Here is a 19,332-nt window from a genome sequence, read left to right as displayed (position 1 = left end):
GTCCGGTCAACAACGTCGCGTCTCTGCGTCGCCGTGAGGGGCTATTTAGGGATAACCCGATCTGCCCGCAAGAGGAAAATTCACGAAATCCGAAAAACATCTCAGCTTCCTGCCTGCGCATCCTGCCCAAGCCTTGCCCTGCTGGTTTTCGCGGCGTCTTTGCAGCCCGCAAAAGTCCTGTAAACGCCAGCGCACGGCCGCGAACCTGCGCTCCGCCCGGTCTGAAAGGTACGATTCGACGCTTTGATCCACCTGAATCGGCCCAATGCAGGCGTTCTTGGCGACGATTCCCGTTCCTGCAGGAGCGCCACGGTGATTCCGGATTTATTTTGAGGCGGGGCTTGTGGGCAGGCAAGGACATCAACACTTGTGAGGCGTCAGCCTGATGAACGCGGGAATAGGAAAGAAATCTTGGACTATATCTATCTGCTTGGTGGCATCGTCGCGTTGTTCTTCGGTGGTGAGGCCCTTGTACGCGGCAGTGTGGATATTGCCCGCCGCATGGCGATTCCCCCGCTTCTGATCGGACTGACAGTTGTCGGATTTGGCACATCCGCGCCCGAATTGCTGGTCTCGGTCGACGCCGCCTTGCGCGGCGTTCCAGATATTGCGCTTGGGAATGTCCTTGGATCCAACATCGCGAACGTCCTGCTGATTGCCGGACTGTCAGCGATGGTCTGGCCGATCCGCATAACAGGCGACACGCTGCGCCGCGATACCGCTGCCATGATTCTGGCGAGCCTGTTATTGGTTCCCCTCTTCGCAACAGGTCATGTCGGGCGTCCCGCAGGGCTGGTTCTGATGGCCGGGCTGCTCTTCTATCTTGTATTGGCCTATCGGCAGGCTGGCCAAGCCGAACCGGAAGATGCTGATGCAAAGCCGCCTGCAGCCATGCTTGTCTCTACCCTATGGGTGATTGGTGGTTTGCTCGCCCTGATTGTCGGGGCGCGGTTTCTGGTCGATGGCGCAGTATCCATCGCGCGAGACTTTGGCTTGTCGGAAGCCTTCATCGGATTGACCATCGTTGCCGTGGGCACCTCATTACCCGAGTTGGCCACTTCGCTGGTGGCCGCATTTCGCAAGCAGTCCGAAATCGCCATCGGTAATATCATTGGCTCAAATATCTTTAACATCCTTGGCATTCTGGGTGTCACGGCGCTGATCTCTCCGATTCCTGTGGCGGGGCGCTTTTTGTCCTTCGACCTGCCCGTCGTGATCGCTGCGGCCATTGTGTTGACCGGGTTTCTCTTGATGCGCCCCATGATCGGGCGGTGGGCCGGTTTCGCGATGCTCGTGGGCTATGCCGCATATATCTGGAGCGCGCAGGGGTGAGGATTGCGCGGCAGGGCTTGGCTGAAAAGGCAACGGCAATCCTGTCGCGCCTTTTGCTTTTGCTAGGGCTTTTGCTGCCCCATAACTTGCCGGAACCCACGCGCGGCACATCATCTGAAATCCCCGTTGGCGCGCTGCTTGCGTTGGCAGATCAAGCGCCCGCGATCCTGCTGCAGGATGCGCCGCGCGCGGTCGCAAGCCAGCTACAGGACGACACGCCTGCATATTGGCTGTCGCCCACAACCATCCCAATCGTTGCACGCAAAACGATCATTACAGGCTTGCAACATCCCTTCCCTGCAAAACCCATCCTTGATGTGTATCTGCGCCCCTTCGCACAGGGTCCGCCACTGGTCTGAGTTTTGGAAGCCGGACCAGATTATACAACCCCAAGGATAAGCGAAATGAACAGACCAAGATGGGTCGTGATGACCTATACGCTGTTGCTGCTATTGGCGGTAGCGACAGCGCTTCCCAATTTCATGACCGTAGAACGACGTGCCAGCCTGCCCGACTGGACCACGGCACAGGTCGTGCCGCTCGGACTTGACCTGCAGGGCGGTGCGCATTTGCTGCTGGAGGTCAACCGTGAAGCGCTAGCGCAAGCGCAGGTTGATGACCTTCGTATGCTGGCGCAGGTAGCAGTGCGAGACGCGGGATTGCCGCCCGTGAAAATGGCGCAGGATGGCAACAGCCTGATTCTTCGTGGCGATGATGCGATAGCGGACATGCTGACAGCGGCACTGCGTGACAGTTATCCGGCTGGGCAGCCGCTACCTGTCACGCTGGAGCCGTCAGGGGACCAGATACGTTTGACCCTGACGGATGGCGCATTGGACCGTGCCGCATCCGATGCAGCGGATCGCAGTCTTGAGGTGATCCGCCACAGGGTTGACCAGATCGGCGTGTCAGAACCCGTGATCAGCCGAGTCGGTGCCGACCGTATTCTGGTACAGATGCCCGGCGTGGAGAATCCCGGTCAGTTGCGCGCCTTGCTGGGATCGACCGCCAAGATGAGCTTTCATCTGGTGGCCCCCGCCGAAGGGCCGGACGCAACAGCCCTTCCGATGCGTGATGGTAGCGGGGTTCTGCCCGTCATGGATCAGGTCGCCCTGTCCGGTGAACGGCTGGAACGCGCCAATCTGGCCTTTGACCAGCAGACCGGTCGACCGGTGATCAGCTTCGGCTTTGACCAAGCGGGCGCGATCCGGTTCGGTGCCCTGACGGCCGAGAATGTTGGCCAGCGTTTTGCCGTGGTGCTGGACGGCGAGGTTCTGACCGCGCCTGTGATCCAGCAGGCGATCCCGGGCGGGCAAGGCCAGATCACCGGAGACTTCACTGTCGAGGAGGCACAGACGCTTTCCGTGCTGCTGGGTTCCGGCGCCCTGCCCGCGTCGCTGGATGTAATCGAAGAGCGCAGCGTCGGCGCGGCATTGGGAAGCGATTCCATCAACACGGGCCTTCTGACCGGCGCCATCGGACTGGGACTGGTGGTCGTGGTTATGGTCCTGCTTTACGGCGGCTGGGGACTTCTGGCGAGCGGTGTGCTGGGTCTGAACGTGATGCTGACACTGGCCGCGCTCGGGTTTCTTGGCGCTACGCTGACATTGCCGGGCATTGCGGGCATCATCCTGTGTCTGGGAATTGCCGTGGATAGCAACATCCTCATTTTCAGCCGTATCCGAGAGGAAACAGCCAAAGGCGCACCAGCCATGAAGGCGTTGCGCCTTGGTTATGAACGCGCATGGGCCACGATCCTTGACGCCAATTTGACCACGTTGTTGGCCATGCTGGTGCTTTTCTGGTTCGGCGCGGGTGCGATCAGGGGCTTTGCGGTCACTATGAGCCTTGGCATCCTGATCTCGATGCTGACATCCATCGTGCTGATGCGTGCCATCATGGAGGCGATCCTGCAGGGGCAGCGGGCGAGGCAGATCAGACTCGCGCCCCTGTTCGGGCGGTTGCGCGAACCGGGCCGTTTCGGGTTCATGCGACAAGGGCGCATGGCACTGGCGCTGTCGGCTTTTCTGTCACTGGCCGCTCTCGCAGCCCTTTACATACCTGGTCCAAGCCTGGGGATTGACTTTACCGGCGGTGTGCAGATGGTACTGGCCGCCGCGGATCCCGTTCCTCTGGCCGAAATGCGGGCCGCCCTTGCCGCTGCCGTTCAGGGCGATACCAGCCTGCAAGCCTTTGCCGACCCGACCGAGGTTTTGATCCGCGTTCAGGGCGAAGTCGGCCCCGCGACCGTCAGCGCCGTGGAACAGGCGGCGGTTGCGATCCTGCCGGATGCCGTGTTTCACCAGATAGATCTTGTCGGCCCAAGCTTTAGCGCCGATCTGGTCTGGACCGGCAGCCTTGCACTTGGCTTCGCTGTGCTGGCGATGCTCGCCTATATCTGGGTGCGCTTTGAATGGCATTTCGCACTGGGTGCCATCGCGGTGCTGTTTCTGGACGTCACCAAGACTTTCGGTCTGATCGCCCTGATGGGATGGGAAGTGAACCTGACAACAGTAGTCGCGCTGCTGACGCTGATCGGCTATTCGGTCAATGACAAGGTGGTGGTTTATGATCGTATCCGCGAACATTTGACCGAAGGCAGTAACGAACCGTTGGACCGCGTGATTGACCGCAGCCTCAATCAGGTGTTGGGACGCTGCCTGTTCACGTCAGCGACCACCATCGCAGCCTTGCTGCCGATGGCTGTCTGGGGTGGTCCGGCTGTTTCAGGATTTGCCGCGCCGATGATTGCTGGCGTAGTGATCGCGACCGCATCCTCGCTGTTCGTGGCGGGACCGGTGCTGGCTTGGCTGGCACGCAAGGGCATCGCCACAGCAGCCCCGCTTCCCTACGGTCCCAAGGTCGAGGGCATGCCGCCGCACTGAGTATATTAACAAAGCGGCCCTACCCGTCTTTGCGGATAGGGCCGTCCGTTTCAGATCAGACACTTGATCACAGAAGGACCAGAAGCGCGCTGATGATCACGCCTGTGATGAACAGGTGGATCAGGCAGAAGCCCATGATGTCCTTGGCTTTCAGGCCAGCCACCCCCAGCATGGGCAAAGCCCAGAATGGTTGCAACAGATTGGTCCAGGAATCGCCCCATGCCACGGCCATCACGACACGCGGAATATCCGCGCCCAAAGCTTGCGCGGCAGGCAGGATCACGGGTGCTTGCACGGCCCATTGACCGCCACCGGACGGCACGAAAAGATTCACGATACCGGCGCTGAGGAAGGTCCAGAACGGCAGGCTGGCCGCTGTCGAAATGCTGACGAACCCTTCAGACAGGCTTTGCGCAAGGCCCGATTGGGTCATGATTGCCATGATCCCAGCGTAAAAGGGAAACTGGATCACGATACCGGCCCCGCCCTTGATACCTTCGTTCAGGGCATCCAGCAGGTTGCGGGCCGTGCCGTGCAACAAGATACCCAGAAACAGGAACATGAAGTTTACGATGTTCAGGTTCAGAGATCCCCCCTGAACGATCACATATTGCGCCAGAAACAGCAGCCCCGGCAGGCCGATCAGCCACATCAGAACACGACTGTTCTCAAGATGTTCGGCGGGGCGGGTCGGCGCGAAGGCGGGCTTCTTGTCGCTGCCCAGTTGTTCGGGCGTGACATAGATACTGTCTTCTTCTGCCGGCAGCATCATGCGGTTGACCAGCGGGATCACGATGAAAAGCAGAGCGACGATGATCAGGTTGAAGCTTGCGAAAATCGTATCGCCAGTGCCGATCACGCCAATTCTGTCCTCGGTGAAATGCCCCTCGGTCGCGACAGTCAACGGAACCGAGCCTGATACACCGCCGTGCCAGATCACGAAACCCGAATAGGCCGCCGCAATCAGCAAGCGGTAATCGACACGCACTTGCCGCGCCAGTTCCTTGGCGAACAGCGCTCCGACAACCAGACCAAAACCCCAGTTGATCCAAGAGGCCAGCAAGGACACGACGGACACCAGCAGAATTGCCGCCCCCGGCGATCCGGCAAGTCCTGCCAGCAAAGCAAGGAATTTCTTGACCGGGGGAGATGAGGCCAGAATGAAGCCTGTGACAAGAACCAGAAGCATCTGCATCGAGAAGGCTAGCAAGCCCCAGAAGCCGTCACCCCACATCTGCACGACACTGACAGGATTCGCACCCTCGAAAAGGATCGCGGCAATGGCGGCAATCAAGGTCAGCAGGACGACAAAGATGAACGGATCAGGCAGATAGCGTTCCATCAGCCTGACAGCGGGTCGAGATAGCGCACGTAGCATGGGCTCTCCTATTGATAGTTTATGTATATTGTTAAACCTCTATGGGTTGAGGCCGGCTCCGGTGTCAACCAATGCGCGCCATGCCCATCGGCAACGGGTTTTGCACTTGCAGCATCCTTATTGATCAATTTTTAGGCACTGTCTGAACAGCGCTATTGGCCCTTTCTCGCGCATTGTGGGCGCTTTGCGCAAGCGGCCTTGCTCTGTGATACAACATGGCCATATATGCAGACGAAGTCCGCGCCCCGAAATGCTGCCCAAAGCCCTTAGGTTAAAGAAGAATGTCTGTCTCAGACCACTCGTTTCCACTGTTCTCGCGCCGCTGCTTCCTGACTGCGACGGCGGCTCTTGCCAGCACTTTTCCCTTGCGTCTCACAGCGCAAGAAAGTGGCAGTTCCGTCGATACTGCGCTGCAGCAATTTTCCTTCGACATCCTGAGCGAGGAAATGCGCCAGCTTGCGGAAGGGCCCTACCAGCCCGCACCCGAGGCCAGCGGTTTCATTTCCGAACTGGATTACGACGATTACAGGCTGGTCAGGTTCCGTCCCGACCGCCAGCGTTGGGCGACCGAGACAAGTACCCTGACCCTGGCCGCGTTTCCGATGGGCTGGCTCTTCAAAGAGCCGGTGATCCTTTACGAAGTCGCCGATGGCGCAGCAACCGAGATGCGCTTTACGACCGAGGATTTCGAATATCTCAACGACCTGGCCGAGCGTATTCCGCCAATGACAGACATGCCGGGCGTTGCAGGATTCCGCTTGCATCATCCCCTGAACCGTCCAGACGTTATGGATGAATTGGTAGCCTTCGTCGGTGCCAGCTATTTCCGCGCCTTGGGGCGCGGGTCGGCCTATGGATTGTCAGCGCGGGGGCTTGCGCTTAACACAGCCTCGACTTCTGGAGAAGAATTTCCCCGTTTCTCGCGCTTCTACATGGAGCGCGGAACCGGCCCGGGCGCGATCACCGTATATGCCGCGATGCAAAGCCCCAGCGTGACGGGGGCCTACCGATTTGTTTTCTTCCCCGGAGCAACAACAACGATCGAGGTGACAGCTCGGCTTTATTTCCGCGAGGACGTGGAAGAGCTGGGCGTGGCGCCGCTGACCTCAATGTATCTCTACTCCGAGAAGAACCACACACAGTTCGACGACTTTCGCCCCAAGGTGCATGACAGCGACGGTCTGTATATTCTGCGCGCCGATGGTGAAACGATCTGGCGGCCCTTGAACAACCCCCCGCGCCTGTCCGGCAGCTATTTCGCGGAAACAGCCCCGCGCAGGTTCGGTCTGCACCAGCGTGACCGCGATTTCGAAAGCTATCAGGACACGGAAGCAAACTATCATCGCCGTCCTTCACTGGATATCGAACCGATCGGCGATTGGGGCAATGGGCATGTCCGGCTGGTCGAGATCCCTTCCGAACTTGAGGCCAACGACAATATCGTAGCCTATTGGGTGCCCGAGGCCCCTGCCCGCGCCGGAGATGCGCGCGAGTTCGCCTACCGCATGCATTGGGGCGACCTGCCGGTTGATCCCGATGCGGCGATTGCCCATGTCGAGACTACACGTGCAGGACATGGCGGGGTCGCCGGTGTCGAACTCGAAGCTGGTCTGCGGAAGTTTGTTGTGGATTTTCGAGGCGGCTTTCTGGACCGATTGGGACCGGATGCCGATATTGCCCCGATTGTCACAATCGCCAATGGCGAAATGATCAGCACCGTTTTGCAACGGGTTCCGCAGAACGGCGTCTGGCGCCTGTTCATCGACATGCGCGCGGGAAACGATGCTGTGGTGGAACTATCTGCCCATCTTGCGGGTTATGATCGCAAACTAACCGAAAATTGGCTTTATCAGTGGATCAATGCGATATGAACGACCTCTCGACAGTCTTTCCCAGCGATCCCGAGGCGGCCGCGATTGACAATGCGGCCCCACCCGAAGCGCCGATGGCGATGCCCACGCAAACGCTGGAGGCGCGCAAGGGCCGCTTTGTGGACGGTCTCGTGGCTGCGTTGCGTCCGGCACGGCAACCCTCTCGCGGGGTCTGATCCATGCCGGCAGCCGCGACGTCCGGCGGCGCGGATTCAAAAGTTCGCGCGATCCGCATTCTGCTTTTCGCAGCAAGCGTTCTGATCGGCTGCGGCGGCTTTGTGCTGTTTCTGCGTTATGGTGCGGCTGACGGGCTGGACTGGATGGATTTTGTGCGTGCGGCGCTCATCCTGTTGTCGACATTCTGGCTGGCATGGGGCGCGTTGCAAGCCTTCGCCGGACTGACGACAAAGCCACCACTGCCGCCCCGCCATGACGGTCCGCTGATATCACGCTGTGTCGTGCTTGTGCCCGTCTATAACGAAGACCCTGCCGCCACCTTCACCCGTATTGCAGCGATGGATGCATCCTTGCGGCGCACGGGGTTTGGCGACAGTTTCGATATCGCGATCCTGTCAGATACCCGTGATGCAGCCGTCGCCGATGCCGAAAAACGCGGGTTCCTGCGCCTTCTGACAATGACGGGCGGCGACGGGCGTATTTTCTACCGCCGCCGCGAGACGAACCGCGGGCGCAAGGCAGGCAATATCGAGGATTTCATCACCCGTTCAGGTGCAGCCTATGATCTGGCGATCATCCTTGATGCAGATAGTCTGATGGAAGGTGATACCATGATCGAAATGGTGCGCCGTATGGAGGCCGATCCCGCCTTGGGCCTGCTCCAGACCTTGCCGCAGATCGTGAATGCAGCGTCACGGTTCGGGCGTATCCAGCAGTTTGCGGCAGCATTCTATTCCCCCGTTTTCTGCAGGGGGCTTGCCATGATGCAGGGCCGCACCGGCCCGTTCTGGGGGCACAATGCTATTGTCAGGGTGCGCGCCTTTGCCGAAAGCTGCGGCTTGCCCGAACTGTCGGGTAAACCACCCTTCGGCGGCCATATCCTCAGCCATGACTATGTCGAAGCTGCCTTGCTGGCCCGCGCAGGCTGGAGCGTGCGGGTCGATGACGATCTTTCCGGCAGCTACGAGGAAGGACCCGAGAACATGGTACTCCACGCCAAGCGTGACCGGCGCTGGTGTCAGGGCAACTTGCAACATTCTCGCCTGTTGACAGCGCCTGGCCTACTGCCGTGGAGCCGCTTTGTCTTTGTGCAGGGCATTCTTGCCTATCTGTCACCCGTCATCTGGCTGGTCTTTCTGCTCTGTTCGATTGCGGCACCTGTGTTCGCCCCACCTGTCGACTACTTCCCGATCGAGGGGTGGCGATGGCCGGTGATTCCTGTCTCGCAGGCTTCGCAGGCGATTGCGCTTGCCGTGTGTATCGTCGGGCTTTTGTTTCTGCCAAAAATTCTGATTCTCATGGATGCCTCCTTGCGCGGACGGGCCGCAGATTTCGGCGGCGCTGCGCGTGCAGCGGGTTCGGTCGTGACAGAGCTGGTATTCTCGGCCCTGTCTGCCCCGGTCTTTTTGATGTTCAACACAAGGTCCGTGTTGCAGGTGCTGGCGGGCCGTGACGGCGGTTGGCCGGCACAATCGCGCGGCGACGGGGTAATGTCTTTGGCCGAGGCCTGGATGGCAAGCCACTGGATCGTGATCTCGGGCGCTTTGGGCATCGGGTTGTCGCTGCTGCTGTCGCCCTCCTTGTTGCCTTGGCTTGTGCCGGTTCTGATGCCGATGCTGTTGTCGCCGGGGATTATCGCTTGGTCTTCTGCACCCGCGCGCAGCGCCTTGTTCCAGACACCGGCACAATCCGCCCTGCCGGCAGTGCTGATTCTGGAACAGCAGTTCCGCAAGGTGTGGCAGGCAGAAGACAAAGCCGCACGCATCACAGCCGCCTGATAGCCCTTGCATCCGGTCCAGTTTGAATCGCAGTCTGCGGACAAAATCACATCGAACGGGACGGAGAACAACAATGGACAAAGCCACGCATGACAAGGGCATGGAAATCCGCCGTGCTACGCTTGGCGACGCCTATGTCGACCGTGCCATCGCCAGTATGGACGACTTTACCCGCGAAATGCAGCAGATGGTCACAACCTATTGCTGGGGCGAGGTTTGGGGGCGCGACGGGCTTGAGCGGAAGACGCGCTCGACCATCAATCTTGCGATGCTGGCTGCGCTGAACCGCCCGCACGAATTGGGTACCCATGTGCGCGGCGCGATAAATAACGGGCTGTCACCGGACGAAATAAAGGAAGTCTTGCTGCAAGTCGGGATCTATTGCGGCGTGCCCGCCATGATCGACAGTTTCCGCGTAGCCCGCACTGTGCTGGACGAGATGCGCGCCGAAGGAAAGATCGACTAGGGCGTGATCGGGGCGCGCAGTCCCTCGCCCTGGGCGCGGTTGGAATTAACAGCCGGATCAACGCGCCAGGCCTCCAGCCTGTCAGGCGGGCCGGGGCGCATCAGGGTTGCCGCACCGTGCCCCGCCTCGCCAAGCCATAAGGGCCAGTCGGCAGGATCAAGGATCAGCGGCATCCTGTGATGGATTGCAGCAATATCCGCGCTGGCAGCGGCTGTGACGATAGCGCAGGTGGTGATCCGTGCGTCATCGTTCCCCCAGTCCTGCCAGATCCCGGCCATGACCATCGGTTCGGTGTCACGCCTGCGGATATACCACGGCAAGCGCGCGCTATCCGCGTCTTTGGTCCATTCGTAGAATCCGTCCGCCGGAATCAAGCAACGCCGCGCGCGGGCGGCTGCCGCAAATGCCGGTTTCTCGGCAATGGTTTCTGCCCGCGCATTGATAAGCAAAGGACCATCCGACGAAGATTTGTACCAGTGCGGCACAAAACCCCAACGCATCGCGCCCAACCGGCGTATCTCTTGCGCCGAGGTCACGGCATGGACCAACTCGGTCGGGCAGATGTTGAAACGCGGCACCGGTGGCAAGTCATTGGCGGGCTGCGCCGCGAAAAGGCGCGCCATAACATCGGCTGGCAGGGTCAGGGCAAATCGTCCACACATGGTGCAAGCCTGCCGCAAAATGGCAACGCAGACCAGAGGTCATACATTCCCGCTTTGATGCGGCAATTTTGCTACCCGTCCAGCCGGACAGTCACCCGCAGATGGATCAGGGCCAGCCCCATCAGGGCACCCGCCACCATTCCCAATGGAGCTAGTCCAAACCCCGACAAGACCAGTCCGCCCATCGCTGAACCGAAAGCCGCGCCCACATAGACACCCGCCGCATTCAACGCGAGCATTACTGGTGCGGCCTGCGGGGCAAGACCGATCAGCCTTGCCTGCTGTGCAGCCATGAAGGACCAGCCAAAGACCGACCAGAGCACCAGAAGCCCCATCGCCAGCGAGGCTGAAAGCAACGTTGCCTGACCGCCAGCCAGTGGCAGCAAGGAGAATCCGGGCAAGACAACAAGCTGGGCGAGGCAAAGAAAGGTGAGCGTTCGCGCAGGTCCGATCCGATCGCTCAGCGCGCCGCCGATGATATTGCCGGCAACCGCGCCGATCCCGCAAGCCAGCAGCGCCAGCGAGATACCGTTTCGTCCCCAACCCAGCCCCTGTGACAGAAGCGGTGCCAGAAAGGTGTTCACCACATAACCGGCTGTCAGGAAGCTGGCCGTGAACCCCACGGCCAGCATCAGCCGCCCGTTTCGCATCACCCGCGCCAGATCGCGCAACGTCACCGGTTGGAACGACAAGCCGCGGGGCACGATGATCCAGACAAGCCAGAGGCAGGGCACCAGCAAGGCCAGCACCACAGCAAAAGCCACCTGCCAGCCAAAGGTATAGGCCAGAAAACTGCCCAGCGGCAGACCAAGGATCTGGCTCATCGTCATACCGAAGAACACCGCTGCCAAGGCCTTGGCCCGGCGCTCGGGCGCGCTGAGCCCTGCGGCCACGGCAGCCGCAACAGGCGTGAATATCCCCGCACCCGCCGCCGCAATGATCCGGCTGGCATGCAATGCTGCCTCGGTCGGTGCCAGCACAGGGATCAGGCAGGCAAGGCCGAACATGGCCAGCCCCGCCGCAAGCACACGACGCCTGCCGATCCCGCCGGTCGTAGCGACCAGCACGGGAGACAGGATCGCATAGGCCACCGCATAGGTTGTCAGAACCGAACCAGCCCGCGCCGAAGATATCCGCAAATCCGCCGCCAGCGGCTCCAGCAGACCGATGATCATAAAAGCACCCATGCCGATAACGAAATTCGACATCGACAGTGTTGCGATCATCAGCCTGCTGGACGGTGCGTCCAGAATCTGCGCTGAACTCGGATGAGGGGAATGGCTCATGCCCTGTCATGCCACAGTGCCTGAGGGCCTGCATCTGCAAAACGCTGGCAACAGGCCGTCAGAGCCAAGGATTACTTCATCCGGATGCGCCCGTCAGTATAGGGCTGATAGGGTGCATTCCCGGCCATGTAGTCCGCCAGCACATCCGCCAGATCAGGCCCGAAATCATAGGCATTCATGCCATCAGTGTCGAACATTGCATATCCGTCGCCGCCACCGCGCATGTAGTTGTTGGTCACCACCCCGTAGGTTTTCGCCGGATCAAGCGGCACCCATGCGCCGCCCTCGTCGACCTCGGCGCTGATCACACGGCTGCCCGTATCTGCGGCTGGATCGAAGGCATAGCGCATGCCCGCAACCTGCGGAAAACGGCCCGCCCCTTCGTCGAACTGGCTGACGCCGTTCTCCAGCGCTGCCAGAACCGTGGCGCCTGTCGCCTCGAAGGTTGCAAGGGTGTTCTGGAAGGGCAATACGCTCAGAACATCGCCCATCGTAACATCCCCCGCGGCGATGCTGGCGCGCAATCCGCCGCCGTTCTGGATAGCGATGCTGACGCCCTGCCCACGCACGCGTTCCAGCATCGCATCAGCCACCAGATTGCCCATGGTGCATTCCATGATCCGGCAGGCGTCGCGGCTTCCGTCGATATCATCCGCCGCTTGCGCTACCAGACGCGTCTTGACCTCTTCGATCGGGCCGGCCAGTTCAGCCACACGCGCGGCAATCTCCGCATCAGGTGTCACACTGGCATCCAGCAGGATGGTATCACCGCTGGCCGAGGTCACATTCCCCATATCGTCGAATTCCAGCACCAGATGGCCAAGATATTTCGAATAGGCGAAGGCCTGCACCACAGGCACCGCGCCCACCATTTGCGGATAAGGCAGCGCGTCTTCAACAGTGTTGGACATCAGAGTATGCGAATGTCCGCCTACGATGGCATCCAATCCTTGCACCTCCGCTGCCAGTTCCAGATCCGTCCGCAGCCCCACATGGGTCAGCGCGATAATCTTGTCGATGCCTCCCGCCTCAAGCGTGGCGACATCCTCTGCAAGGCTTGTCGCCTCGTCGGTAAAGACAACCTGTTCGCCGGGGCTTGAGGTTTCAACCGTATCCACGGCAAGCGCCGATACGATACCGATACGCGCGCCGCCCACCTCGACCACCGCATGACGCCCCACGCGCCCGGCCAGAACATTCGATCCGCTCACGTCGATATTGCCCGAGATCACCGGAAAGCTGACCGAATCCAGAAAGCCCGCCAACCCTTCGGGACCATCGTCGAACTCATGGTTGCCAACTGCCATCACATCAAACCCGATGGCCTGCATGAACTCGGCCTCGACCTCCCCTTTATAGGTCGTGTACATCAGGCTGCCCTGAAACTGGTCACCCGCATCCAGAAGGATCACGTTCTGCCCGTCAGCGATCAGCGCATCGCGCAATTCGGCGACCTTGGTGGCAAGTCTTGCGACCCCGCCAAAACACTCGCCAGCGGCATCATCCTCGGCGTTGCAGGTTGAATCGAAACGGTTGATCGGCTCGATCCGGCTATGCAGGTCGTTCACATGCAGGATATGCAGGGTGTATTCGGCCTGTGCCACGGATGCAGAAGCAGCAAGCGCCACAAGCGCGGCAAAAGAGCGGACAGTCATCAACGGGATCTCCTTGGTGATGGCATGGGTAGCCGATGGTGACCCGCATGATGCTGCCTGTCAAAGATGAAACTCGCTTGTTGGCAAGATGATCCCCGCCCACCTGATGCATGCATTGATCTTGACCGCACACGCGCTGCGCGTCATGTGATCAGGCATGCTGATATACAAGATTTTCCGCGCCCCCGAATGGGCGGCATTGCAGGCCCAAGGCGAAACTCTTGGCGCACCGGTCGATATTGCCGATGGCTATGTGCATTTCTCGACCGCGGATCAGGCGGCTGAAACAGCTGCCAAGCATTTCGCGTGCCAGACCGGACTTGTGCTGCTAGCGCTGGACAGTACCGCGCTGGGGGATGCGCTGAAATGGGAGCCGTCCCGTGGCGGCGCATTGTTCCCGCATCTCTACCGCCCGCTGCGGATCACGGATGTGCTATGGCACAAACCCTTGCCGCTGAAGGACGGGACGCATCAATTCCCGCAGGATATGACATGAGCACTCTTGAAACCGTGGGCCTAGCCGCGCTGCGCCGCCTTGATCCGGAAACCGCCCACGGTCTGGCGATCCGCGCGCTGACCACAGGCTTGGTGCCATTGCCCGGCCCGGTGACATCATCCCGTTTACAGACGTCACTGGCAGGGATCGACCTGCCCAATCCTGTAGGGCTGGCCGCAGGGTTCGACAAGAACGGCGATGCACTGCACCCCCTGTCGCGCGCAGGATTCGGCTTTGTCGAGGTAGGCGCCACCACACCCCGCGCGCAACCGGGGAATCCTCGCCCGCGGCTTTTCCGTCTGACCGAGGATCGCGCCGCGATCAACCGTTTCGGTTTCAACAATCTCGGGATGGAGGCGATGGAAAAGCGCCTTGCCAAGCGTCCGCGACATGCAGTGATCGGTCTGAACCTTGGTGCCAACAAGGACAGCGAGGACAGGGCCGAGGACTTTGCCCGCGTTCTGGCCCATTGTGGGCGGCATCTGGATTTTGCGACCGTCAACGTATCCTCTCCGAATACAGAAAAACTGCGCGACCTGCAGGGGGCCGAGGCGCTGTCGGCACTTCTGGCCGGTGTGATGGAGGCGCGCCAATGGCTGCAGCGCCCCTTGCCCGTCTTTCTGAAAATCGCCCCTGATCTTGGCCTGACCGAGTTGTCCGAGATCGCGGAAGTCGCGCGCAAATCCGGTGTCGATGCGATCATCGCAACCAATACCACACTGGACCGAGATGGGTTGCAAAGCGCCCATCGCGACGAGAAGGGCGGTCTGTCCGGCGCGCCGCTATTCGAAAAATCCACCCGCGTTCTGGCGCTGTTGTCGCAACTGACCGATGGTCGCATTCCCCTGATCGGCGTTGGCGGCATCAGCACGGCCGAACAGGCCTATCAGAAAATTCGCGCCGGTGCGTCTGCCGTGCAACTCTATACCGCGCTTGTCTATCACGGCATCTCGCTGGTTCCGAAAATCGCGCAGGGGCTGGATGTTTTGCTAGCGCGCGACGGGTTTGCAAATGTGGCCGATGCTGTAGGCACAGGCCACGCTGACTGGATTTAACCCAAATAGAAAAGGCCCGCGCCGTTACCAGCGCGGGCCTTGTATTTCCCAAAATGACTCAGGTACGGCTTGCCAATATCTCGGGCTCTTCCGCATCAGGGGCCAGTTCGCGGCGCGAGATGATCTTGTAGAAGGCAGGCACCACAAACAGCGTGAACAAGGTGCCCACGGTGATACCTGCAAAGATCACCAGACCCATTGCAAAGCGCGCCGCAGCCCCAGCACCATCCGCTGTCATCAATGGCACCACGCCCAGCGCGGTCGCTGCCGTCGTCATGAGGATCGGACGCAGACGCTGGCGGGCCGAGGCGATGATACCAGCCTCGCGGCTCAGGCCTTTGTCATGGCGTAACTGGTTGGCAAATTCGACCAGAAGGATGCCGTGTTTGGTAATCAGGCCGATCAGTGTGATCAGCCCCACTTGCGTATAGATATTGAGCGTCCCCAGACCAAGATTCAGCGGCACAATCACCCCGAAGATAGACAAGGGCACCGACATCAGGATGATCAACGGGTCGCGGAAGCTTTCGAATTGCGCGGCCAGCACCAGATAGATCACGACAATCGCCATCGCAAAGGCAATGGCTATCGTATTTCCCTCGGATTTCTCGAGCCGTGACTGGCCGGAAAAATCCACGAAGAAGCCGGCAGGCAGCAAGGGTCGCGCGATGTCTTCGATCACCGCCAGACCATCGCCGGTGGAAACGCCCGGAATCGGCAGCGCCGTGATCGTGGCGGCGTTCAACTGGTTGAACTGCTCGATAGACGCAGGGGCTGCGCGTGTCTCGACGTCGATCAGGGCGGATAGCGGCACCATATCGCCAGTGGTCGAGCGCACGAACAACTCGCCCAGACGGTCGGGATTGTCGCGATATTCCTGTGGCACCTGTACGATCACGTCATAGCTGTTGCTGTCGCGGTCGAATTGCGACACCGGCCCGTCCCCCACCAGCAGGCCCAGCGTAGCGCCTATCTGTGCCGCAGGAAGGTTCAGCGCCGCCGCACGGTCACGGTCTATCTTCACAACCAGTTGGGTCGTGTCGAAGCTCAACGAATTCTGCACGACGATGAACCGGCCTGATGCCTGTGCCTCCTGCCGGATCTGTTCGGCAACCTCGTAGACCTGCGCGGGATCGCCGGTGGATTGCACCACAACCGAAATCGGCAGACCCCCACCAGCCCCCGGCAAGGAGGGCGGTGCAAAGACAAAAGCCTGCAACCCTGCAACCGGTGCAAGACGTGCCTGAAGATCGGCCTGGATCTCGGCCTGACTGCGGTCGCGGTCGGCCCAGTCTTCGAACGCCCAGAGCATGATAGCCGAATTGGTCTGCCCACCAAACCCGGTGATCGAGAAATTGGCTGAAAGCTCGGGCAGGTCCCGGGTCAGATCACGCATCTGGTCCACATAGCGTTGGGTATAGTCGCTTGTGGCATAGCTTGGCGCGTTGACGAACGAGAACAGAGCGCCCGAATCCTCTTCCGGTGCCAGTTCCGAGGATGTTTTCATGAACAGATAGCCGGTCACCCCTACCAGAACGACCACGATCATCACCGTCACCGGCAGAAAATCCAACGAGGATGACAGACGCCGTTCGTACCATTCCTCGAACCGTGTAAAGCCACTGTTCAAGCGCTTCTGAAACCGGTTCTCTCCGCCTTTTTTCAGCAATCTTGCCGCCATCATGGGCGAGATTGTCAGGGCCACGATCCCCGAGATGAACACCGCTCCAGCCAGTGTCACCGCGAATTCGCGGAACAATGCGCCCGTCAGACCGCCGGTAAAGACCAGCGGCAGGAACACGGCGATCAGTGTCAGCATCATAGCGATGATCGCGGTCGACAGTTCGCGCATCGACGTGAAGGCTGCCTGCATCGGGCTTTGACCGTCGTCGATATGGCGCTGGACGTTCTCGACTACGATGATCGCGTCATCCACCACCAATCCGATGGCAAGCACCATCGCCAGCAGGGACAGAAGGTTGATCGAATATCCCATAACGAAAAGGATGAACATCACGCCGACCAAGGATAGCGGGATCGCCACAAGCGGCATCATGACCGAGCGCAACGAGCCGAGGAACAGCAGGATGATCACGGCCACGATCAACGTGGCCTCGATGATTGTCCGCAGAACTTCGTTAATGGACGCCGCAATCTGCTCGGTTGCGTCATACATCATGGTCAGCGTCATGCCTTCCGGCAGGCTGGACTGGATCGCGGGCAATTCGGCCAGCACATTGGCAGATGTATCCAGCGGGTTGGCTGACGGCGTGGGAAACACGCCGATGAACGTGCCGGGCTGACCGTTGAAATTCACAATCGTATCGGTACTTTCCGCAGCCAGTTCGATCCTTGCGACGTCATGCAGGCGCACAACCTCGTCGCCGCTGCCCGAAACCGGCAGCATCCCGAAAGCCTCGGGCGTTTGCAGCGTCGATTCCATCGTGATCGCATAAGAGACCAACTCGCCCTGCGTACGTCCCGGGGCGGACAGAAAGTTAGCGCCGCTGATCGCTGCGCTGACATCTGTCGCGGTCAAGCCTTGCCCCGCCAGTCGGACCGGATCAATCCAGACACGCATGGCATAGTCGGCACCGCCCAGAACCTGTGATTCCGCCACGCCCTCGATCGTGGACATGCGCGGCACCATCACGCGCTGGATATATTCCGTGATCTGTTCGGGCGTCATATTGGGGTTTTGGACACCCAGATACATGGTCGCAAAAGTCTGCCCCGTGCCCTTGACGATACTGGGGTCTTGCGCGTCCTGCGGCAGGCGCGAACGCACCTGCTGAACCTTCGACATGACCTCGGTCAGCGCGGTATCGGGGTTCTCGCCCAAACGCATCTGCACTGTCACGACCGAGGCGGAAGGCCGCGATTGCGTTGTGACGTAGTCGACACCTTCCGCTGTCGCGACAGCCGCTGCGATGGGCGAAGTTACGAAACCCTGAATAAGATCGGCCGCAGCCCCGGGATAGACCGTCGTGACCGTGATGACTGTCTCGTCCACCTCGGGATATTGGCGGGTTTGCAGGCTGAACATCCCTTGCAAACCAAGAAGGACGATCAGCAGGCCCAACACTGTCGAGGCAACAGGCCGCTTGATGAAAAGGTCGGACAGACTCATTCCGCCACCTCGTCAGCACCGGCTGCCTGCGCTTGCACGGGCGCGTCACCAGAGCCGGAAAGTAGTACCGGCGCACCGCTGGAAAGCCGGTTCTGTCCGGAAATTACGATCCGGTCACCTTCGGCTACTCCTTCGCGGATCTCGACCATCCCCTCGGACCGCCGCCCCACAGTGACAAAAACCTGACGTGCCTCCAGCGTTTCAGCGTCATTCTCCCGCTCTGCGACGACATAAACGAAATCACCGTAAAGGCTGCTGATCAACGCAGTCTGCGGCAGGGCGATAATCCCTTCTTCTACGGGCAAATCCAGGCGCAGACGGACGAATTGCCCCGGTGTCAGTGTGCCCTCGACCCCTTCGACTGTTCCACGTACCGCAACCATCCGGCTGGCCGGATCAACGCGGGGATCAATACCGCTGATCTTGCCCTCGAAGGACATATCTGCCTCGTCGCTGGTCAAGTGCAGAGTCTGGCCGATGAACAGTTCGGGCAGGCTTTGCTCCGGCAGGCTGAAATCGACACGCATGATACTGAGATCCTGCAAGGTTGCGATGATGGTTCCGGGCTGGACATACTGGCCCAGATCGACTCGCAGAAGACCGATCGTTCCCCCAAAAGGTGCTGTCACACGACGTTGATCAACAACCGCTTCGGCACGGGCCATCTGCGCCTCGGCGGCACGGAAAGCGGCTTGGGTCGCCTCAAGCGTGGCACTGGTCGCGACACCGCGGCTTTGCAGTTCCTGCTGACGGTTCAGGTTGGCCTGTTCAAGCTCAAGCTGGGTGCGGGCGGCCTCCAGATCGGCGCGTTGCACAACATCGTCAAGCCGGATCAGCAGATCGCCTGCAGCAACCTGGGTATTGGGTGCAAACAGCACTTCGCGCAGGATACCCGGCGCTTCAACCGTCAGATCGACACCCTGATTGGCATTAACCGTGCCGATCGCGCTGCGTGTAGGCTGCCATGTCAGCGGTGCTGCGATTTCGGTTTCTACAGTCATTGGTTTCACCGGAAGATCCGCGAATATCTGTTCGATCATCTGGTCACGAAACAGATTGAAGCCGACAAGCCCTCCTCCGACCAAAGCAAGAAGCAGGGCGGCAATGATGATGCGTTTGACCATGAAGAGTTCCTTGGATGAGGCGACCACAGCGTTGTGG

The 19,332-nt window shown here is 60.1% G+C and carries 16 protein-coding genes; 10 read left to right on the top strand and 6 right to left on the bottom strand.

Annotation, left to right across the window (positions count from 1 at the left end; genetic code table 11):
- From K7H22_RS05200 to secD, 4 genes are all read left to right on the top strand, one after another.
- Positions 1 to 386: hypothetical protein (locus K7H22_RS05200; protein WP_230799673.1), on the top strand; the 386-nt coding region annotated here is incomplete at its 5' end.
- A 25-nt stretch (positions 387 to 411) separates the two neighbouring features.
- The gene (locus tag K7H22_RS05195) at positions 412 to 1,332 is read left to right on the top strand and encodes a calcium/sodium antiporter (RefSeq protein ID WP_230799672.1); all 921 of its coding nucleotides are present in this window, start codon (positions 412 to 414) and stop codon (positions 1,330 to 1,332) included.
- Positions 1,329 to 1,691, top strand: coding sequence for a hypothetical protein (locus tag K7H22_RS05190; RefSeq protein ID WP_230799671.1), 363 nt, complete (start codon positions 1,329 to 1,331; stop codon positions 1,689 to 1,691). Before K7H22_RS05195 ends, K7H22_RS05190 begins: the two co-directional genes overlap by 4 nt.
- Positions 1,692 to 1,736: 45 nt before the next feature.
- Positions 1,737 to 4,217 (top strand): protein translocase subunit SecD, encoded by a 2,481-nt coding sequence (gene secD / locus K7H22_RS05185; RefSeq protein WP_230799670.1) that lies wholly within the window; start codon positions 1,737 to 1,739, stop codon positions 4,215 to 4,217.
- Positions 4,218 to 4,284: 67 nt separating this feature from the next.
- Here the strand turns inward: secD and K7H22_RS05180 are convergent, their stop codons facing one another.
- Entirely contained in the window at positions 4,285 to 5,595 is a 1,311-nt protein-coding gene (locus K7H22_RS05180; protein WP_230799669.1) for a short-chain fatty acid transporter, read from the bottom strand.
- A 281-nt stretch (positions 5,596 to 5,876) separates the two neighbouring features.
- Here K7H22_RS05180 and K7H22_RS05175 point away from each other — a divergent pair, with 281 nt between their 5' ends.
- From K7H22_RS05175 to K7H22_RS05160, 4 genes are all read left to right on the top strand, one after another.
- Entirely contained in the window at positions 5,877 to 7,466 is a 1,590-nt protein-coding gene (locus K7H22_RS05175; RefSeq protein WP_230799668.1) for a glucan biosynthesis protein, read from the top strand.
- A complete protein-coding gene (locus tag K7H22_RS05170) occupies positions 7,463 to 7,642 on the top strand; it encodes a hypothetical protein (protein ID WP_230799667.1) in 180 nt (59 codons plus the stop codon). The genes K7H22_RS05175 and K7H22_RS05170 overlap by 4 nt, the downstream gene beginning before the upstream one ends.
- A gap of 3 nt (positions 7,643 to 7,645) precedes the next feature.
- On the top strand, positions 7,646 to 9,421 hold the full coding sequence (gene mdoH / locus K7H22_RS05165) for a glucans biosynthesis glucosyltransferase MdoH (RefSeq protein ID WP_230799666.1): 1,776 nt from the start codon (positions 7,646 to 7,648) through the stop codon (positions 9,419 to 9,421).
- A 73-nt stretch (positions 9,422 to 9,494) separates the two neighbouring features.
- Entirely contained in the window at positions 9,495 to 9,887 is a 393-nt protein-coding gene (locus K7H22_RS05160) for a carboxymuconolactone decarboxylase family protein (RefSeq protein ID WP_230799665.1), read from the top strand.
- On the opposite strand, the gene K7H22_RS05155 is transcribed toward K7H22_RS05160, so the two are convergent.
- From K7H22_RS05155 to K7H22_RS05145, 3 genes are all read right to left on the bottom strand, one after another.
- A complete protein-coding gene (locus K7H22_RS05155) occupies positions 9,884 to 10,549 on the bottom strand; it encodes an SOS response-associated peptidase (protein WP_230799664.1) in 666 nt (221 codons plus the stop codon). The two genes, K7H22_RS05160 and K7H22_RS05155, sit on opposite strands and share 4 nt — an antisense overlap.
- Before the next feature lie 71 nt (positions 10,550 to 10,620).
- Positions 10,621 to 11,835, bottom strand: coding sequence for an MFS transporter (locus K7H22_RS05150; protein WP_230799663.1), 1,215 nt, complete (start codon positions 11,833 to 11,835; stop codon positions 10,621 to 10,623).
- Between the two features lie 71 nt (positions 11,836 to 11,906).
- Entirely contained in the window at positions 11,907 to 13,490 is a 1,584-nt protein-coding gene (locus tag K7H22_RS05145; protein ID WP_230799662.1) for a bifunctional metallophosphatase/5'-nucleotidase, read from the bottom strand.
- 157 nt (positions 13,491 to 13,647) lie between these two features.
- Between K7H22_RS05145 and K7H22_RS05140 the strand changes: the two genes are divergently transcribed.
- On the top strand, positions 13,648 to 13,986 hold the full coding sequence (locus K7H22_RS05140; RefSeq protein WP_230799661.1) for a DUF952 domain-containing protein: 339 nt from the start codon (positions 13,648 to 13,650) through the stop codon (positions 13,984 to 13,986).
- Positions 13,983 to 15,041, top strand: a complete 1,059-nt coding sequence (locus K7H22_RS05135) for a quinone-dependent dihydroorotate dehydrogenase (RefSeq protein WP_230799660.1) — start codon at positions 13,983 to 13,985, stop codon at positions 15,039 to 15,041. Before K7H22_RS05140 ends, K7H22_RS05135 begins: the two co-directional genes overlap by 4 nt.
- 58 nt (positions 15,042 to 15,099) lie before the next feature.
- Here the strand turns inward: K7H22_RS05135 and K7H22_RS05130 are convergent, their stop codons facing one another.
- Positions 15,100 to 18,171, bottom strand: coding sequence for an efflux RND transporter permease subunit (locus K7H22_RS05130; protein WP_230799659.1), 3,072 nt, complete (start codon positions 18,169 to 18,171; stop codon positions 15,100 to 15,102).
- Positions 18,168 to 19,295 carry an efflux RND transporter periplasmic adaptor subunit gene (locus K7H22_RS05125; RefSeq protein ID WP_230799658.1) on the bottom strand — a complete coding sequence of 376 codons (1,128 nt, stop codon included), beginning with the start codon at positions 19,293 to 19,295 and terminating at the stop codon, positions 18,168 to 18,170. Before K7H22_RS05125 ends, K7H22_RS05130 begins: the two co-directional genes overlap by 4 nt.
- Between the last annotated feature and the right edge of the window lie 37 nt (positions 19,296 to 19,332).

The organism is Seohaeicola saemankumensis (assembly GCF_021021435.1).
Lineage (GTDB): Bacteria > Pseudomonadota > Alphaproteobacteria > Rhodobacterales > Rhodobacteraceae > Seohaeicola.
The sequence above is the reverse complement of the archived record's forward strand: the minus strand, read 5'-3'. Positions and strand labels throughout refer to the sequence as shown.

Bases quoted from the DNA above. Each gene is read 5' to 3' on its own strand.
- secD (WP_230799670.1), top strand. From the start codon at position 1,737: ATGAACAGACCAAGATGGGTCGTGATGACCTATACGCTGTTGCTGCTA.
- K7H22_RS05180 (WP_230799669.1), bottom strand. From the start codon at position 5,595: ATGCTACGTGCGCTATCTCGACCCGCTGTCAGGCTGATGGAACGCTAT.
- K7H22_RS05175 (WP_230799668.1), top strand. From the start codon at position 5,877: ATGTCTGTCTCAGACCACTCGTTTCCACTGTTCTCGCGCCGCTGCTTC.
- K7H22_RS05170 (WP_230799667.1), top strand. From the start codon at position 7,463: ATGAACGACCTCTCGACAGTCTTTCCCAGCGATCCCGAGGCGGCCGCG.
- mdoH (WP_230799666.1), top strand. From the start codon at position 7,646: ATGCCGGCAGCCGCGACGTCCGGCGGCGCGGATTCAAAAGTTCGCGCG.
- K7H22_RS05160 (WP_230799665.1), top strand. From the start codon at position 9,495: ATGGACAAAGCCACGCATGACAAGGGCATGGAAATCCGCCGTGCTACG.
- K7H22_RS05155 (WP_230799664.1), bottom strand. From the start codon at position 10,549: ATGTGTGGACGATTTGCCCTGACCCTGCCAGCCGATGTTATGGCGCGC.
- K7H22_RS05150 (WP_230799663.1), bottom strand. From the start codon at position 11,835: ATGAGCCATTCCCCTCATCCGAGTTCAGCGCAGATTCTGGACGCACCG.
- K7H22_RS05145 (WP_230799662.1), bottom strand. From the start codon at position 13,490: ATGACTGTCCGCTCTTTTGCCGCGCTTGTGGCGCTTGCTGCTTCTGCA.
- K7H22_RS05140 (WP_230799661.1), top strand. From the start codon at position 13,648: ATGCTGATATACAAGATTTTCCGCGCCCCCGAATGGGCGGCATTGCAG.
- K7H22_RS05135 (WP_230799660.1), top strand. From the start codon at position 13,983: ATGAGCACTCTTGAAACCGTGGGCCTAGCCGCGCTGCGCCGCCTTGAT.
- K7H22_RS05130 (WP_230799659.1), bottom strand. From the start codon at position 18,171: ATGAGTCTGTCCGACCTTTTCATCAAGCGGCCTGTTGCCTCGACAGTG.
- K7H22_RS05125 (WP_230799658.1), bottom strand. From the start codon at position 19,295: ATGGTCAAACGCATCATCATTGCCGCCCTGCTTCTTGCTTTGGTCGGA.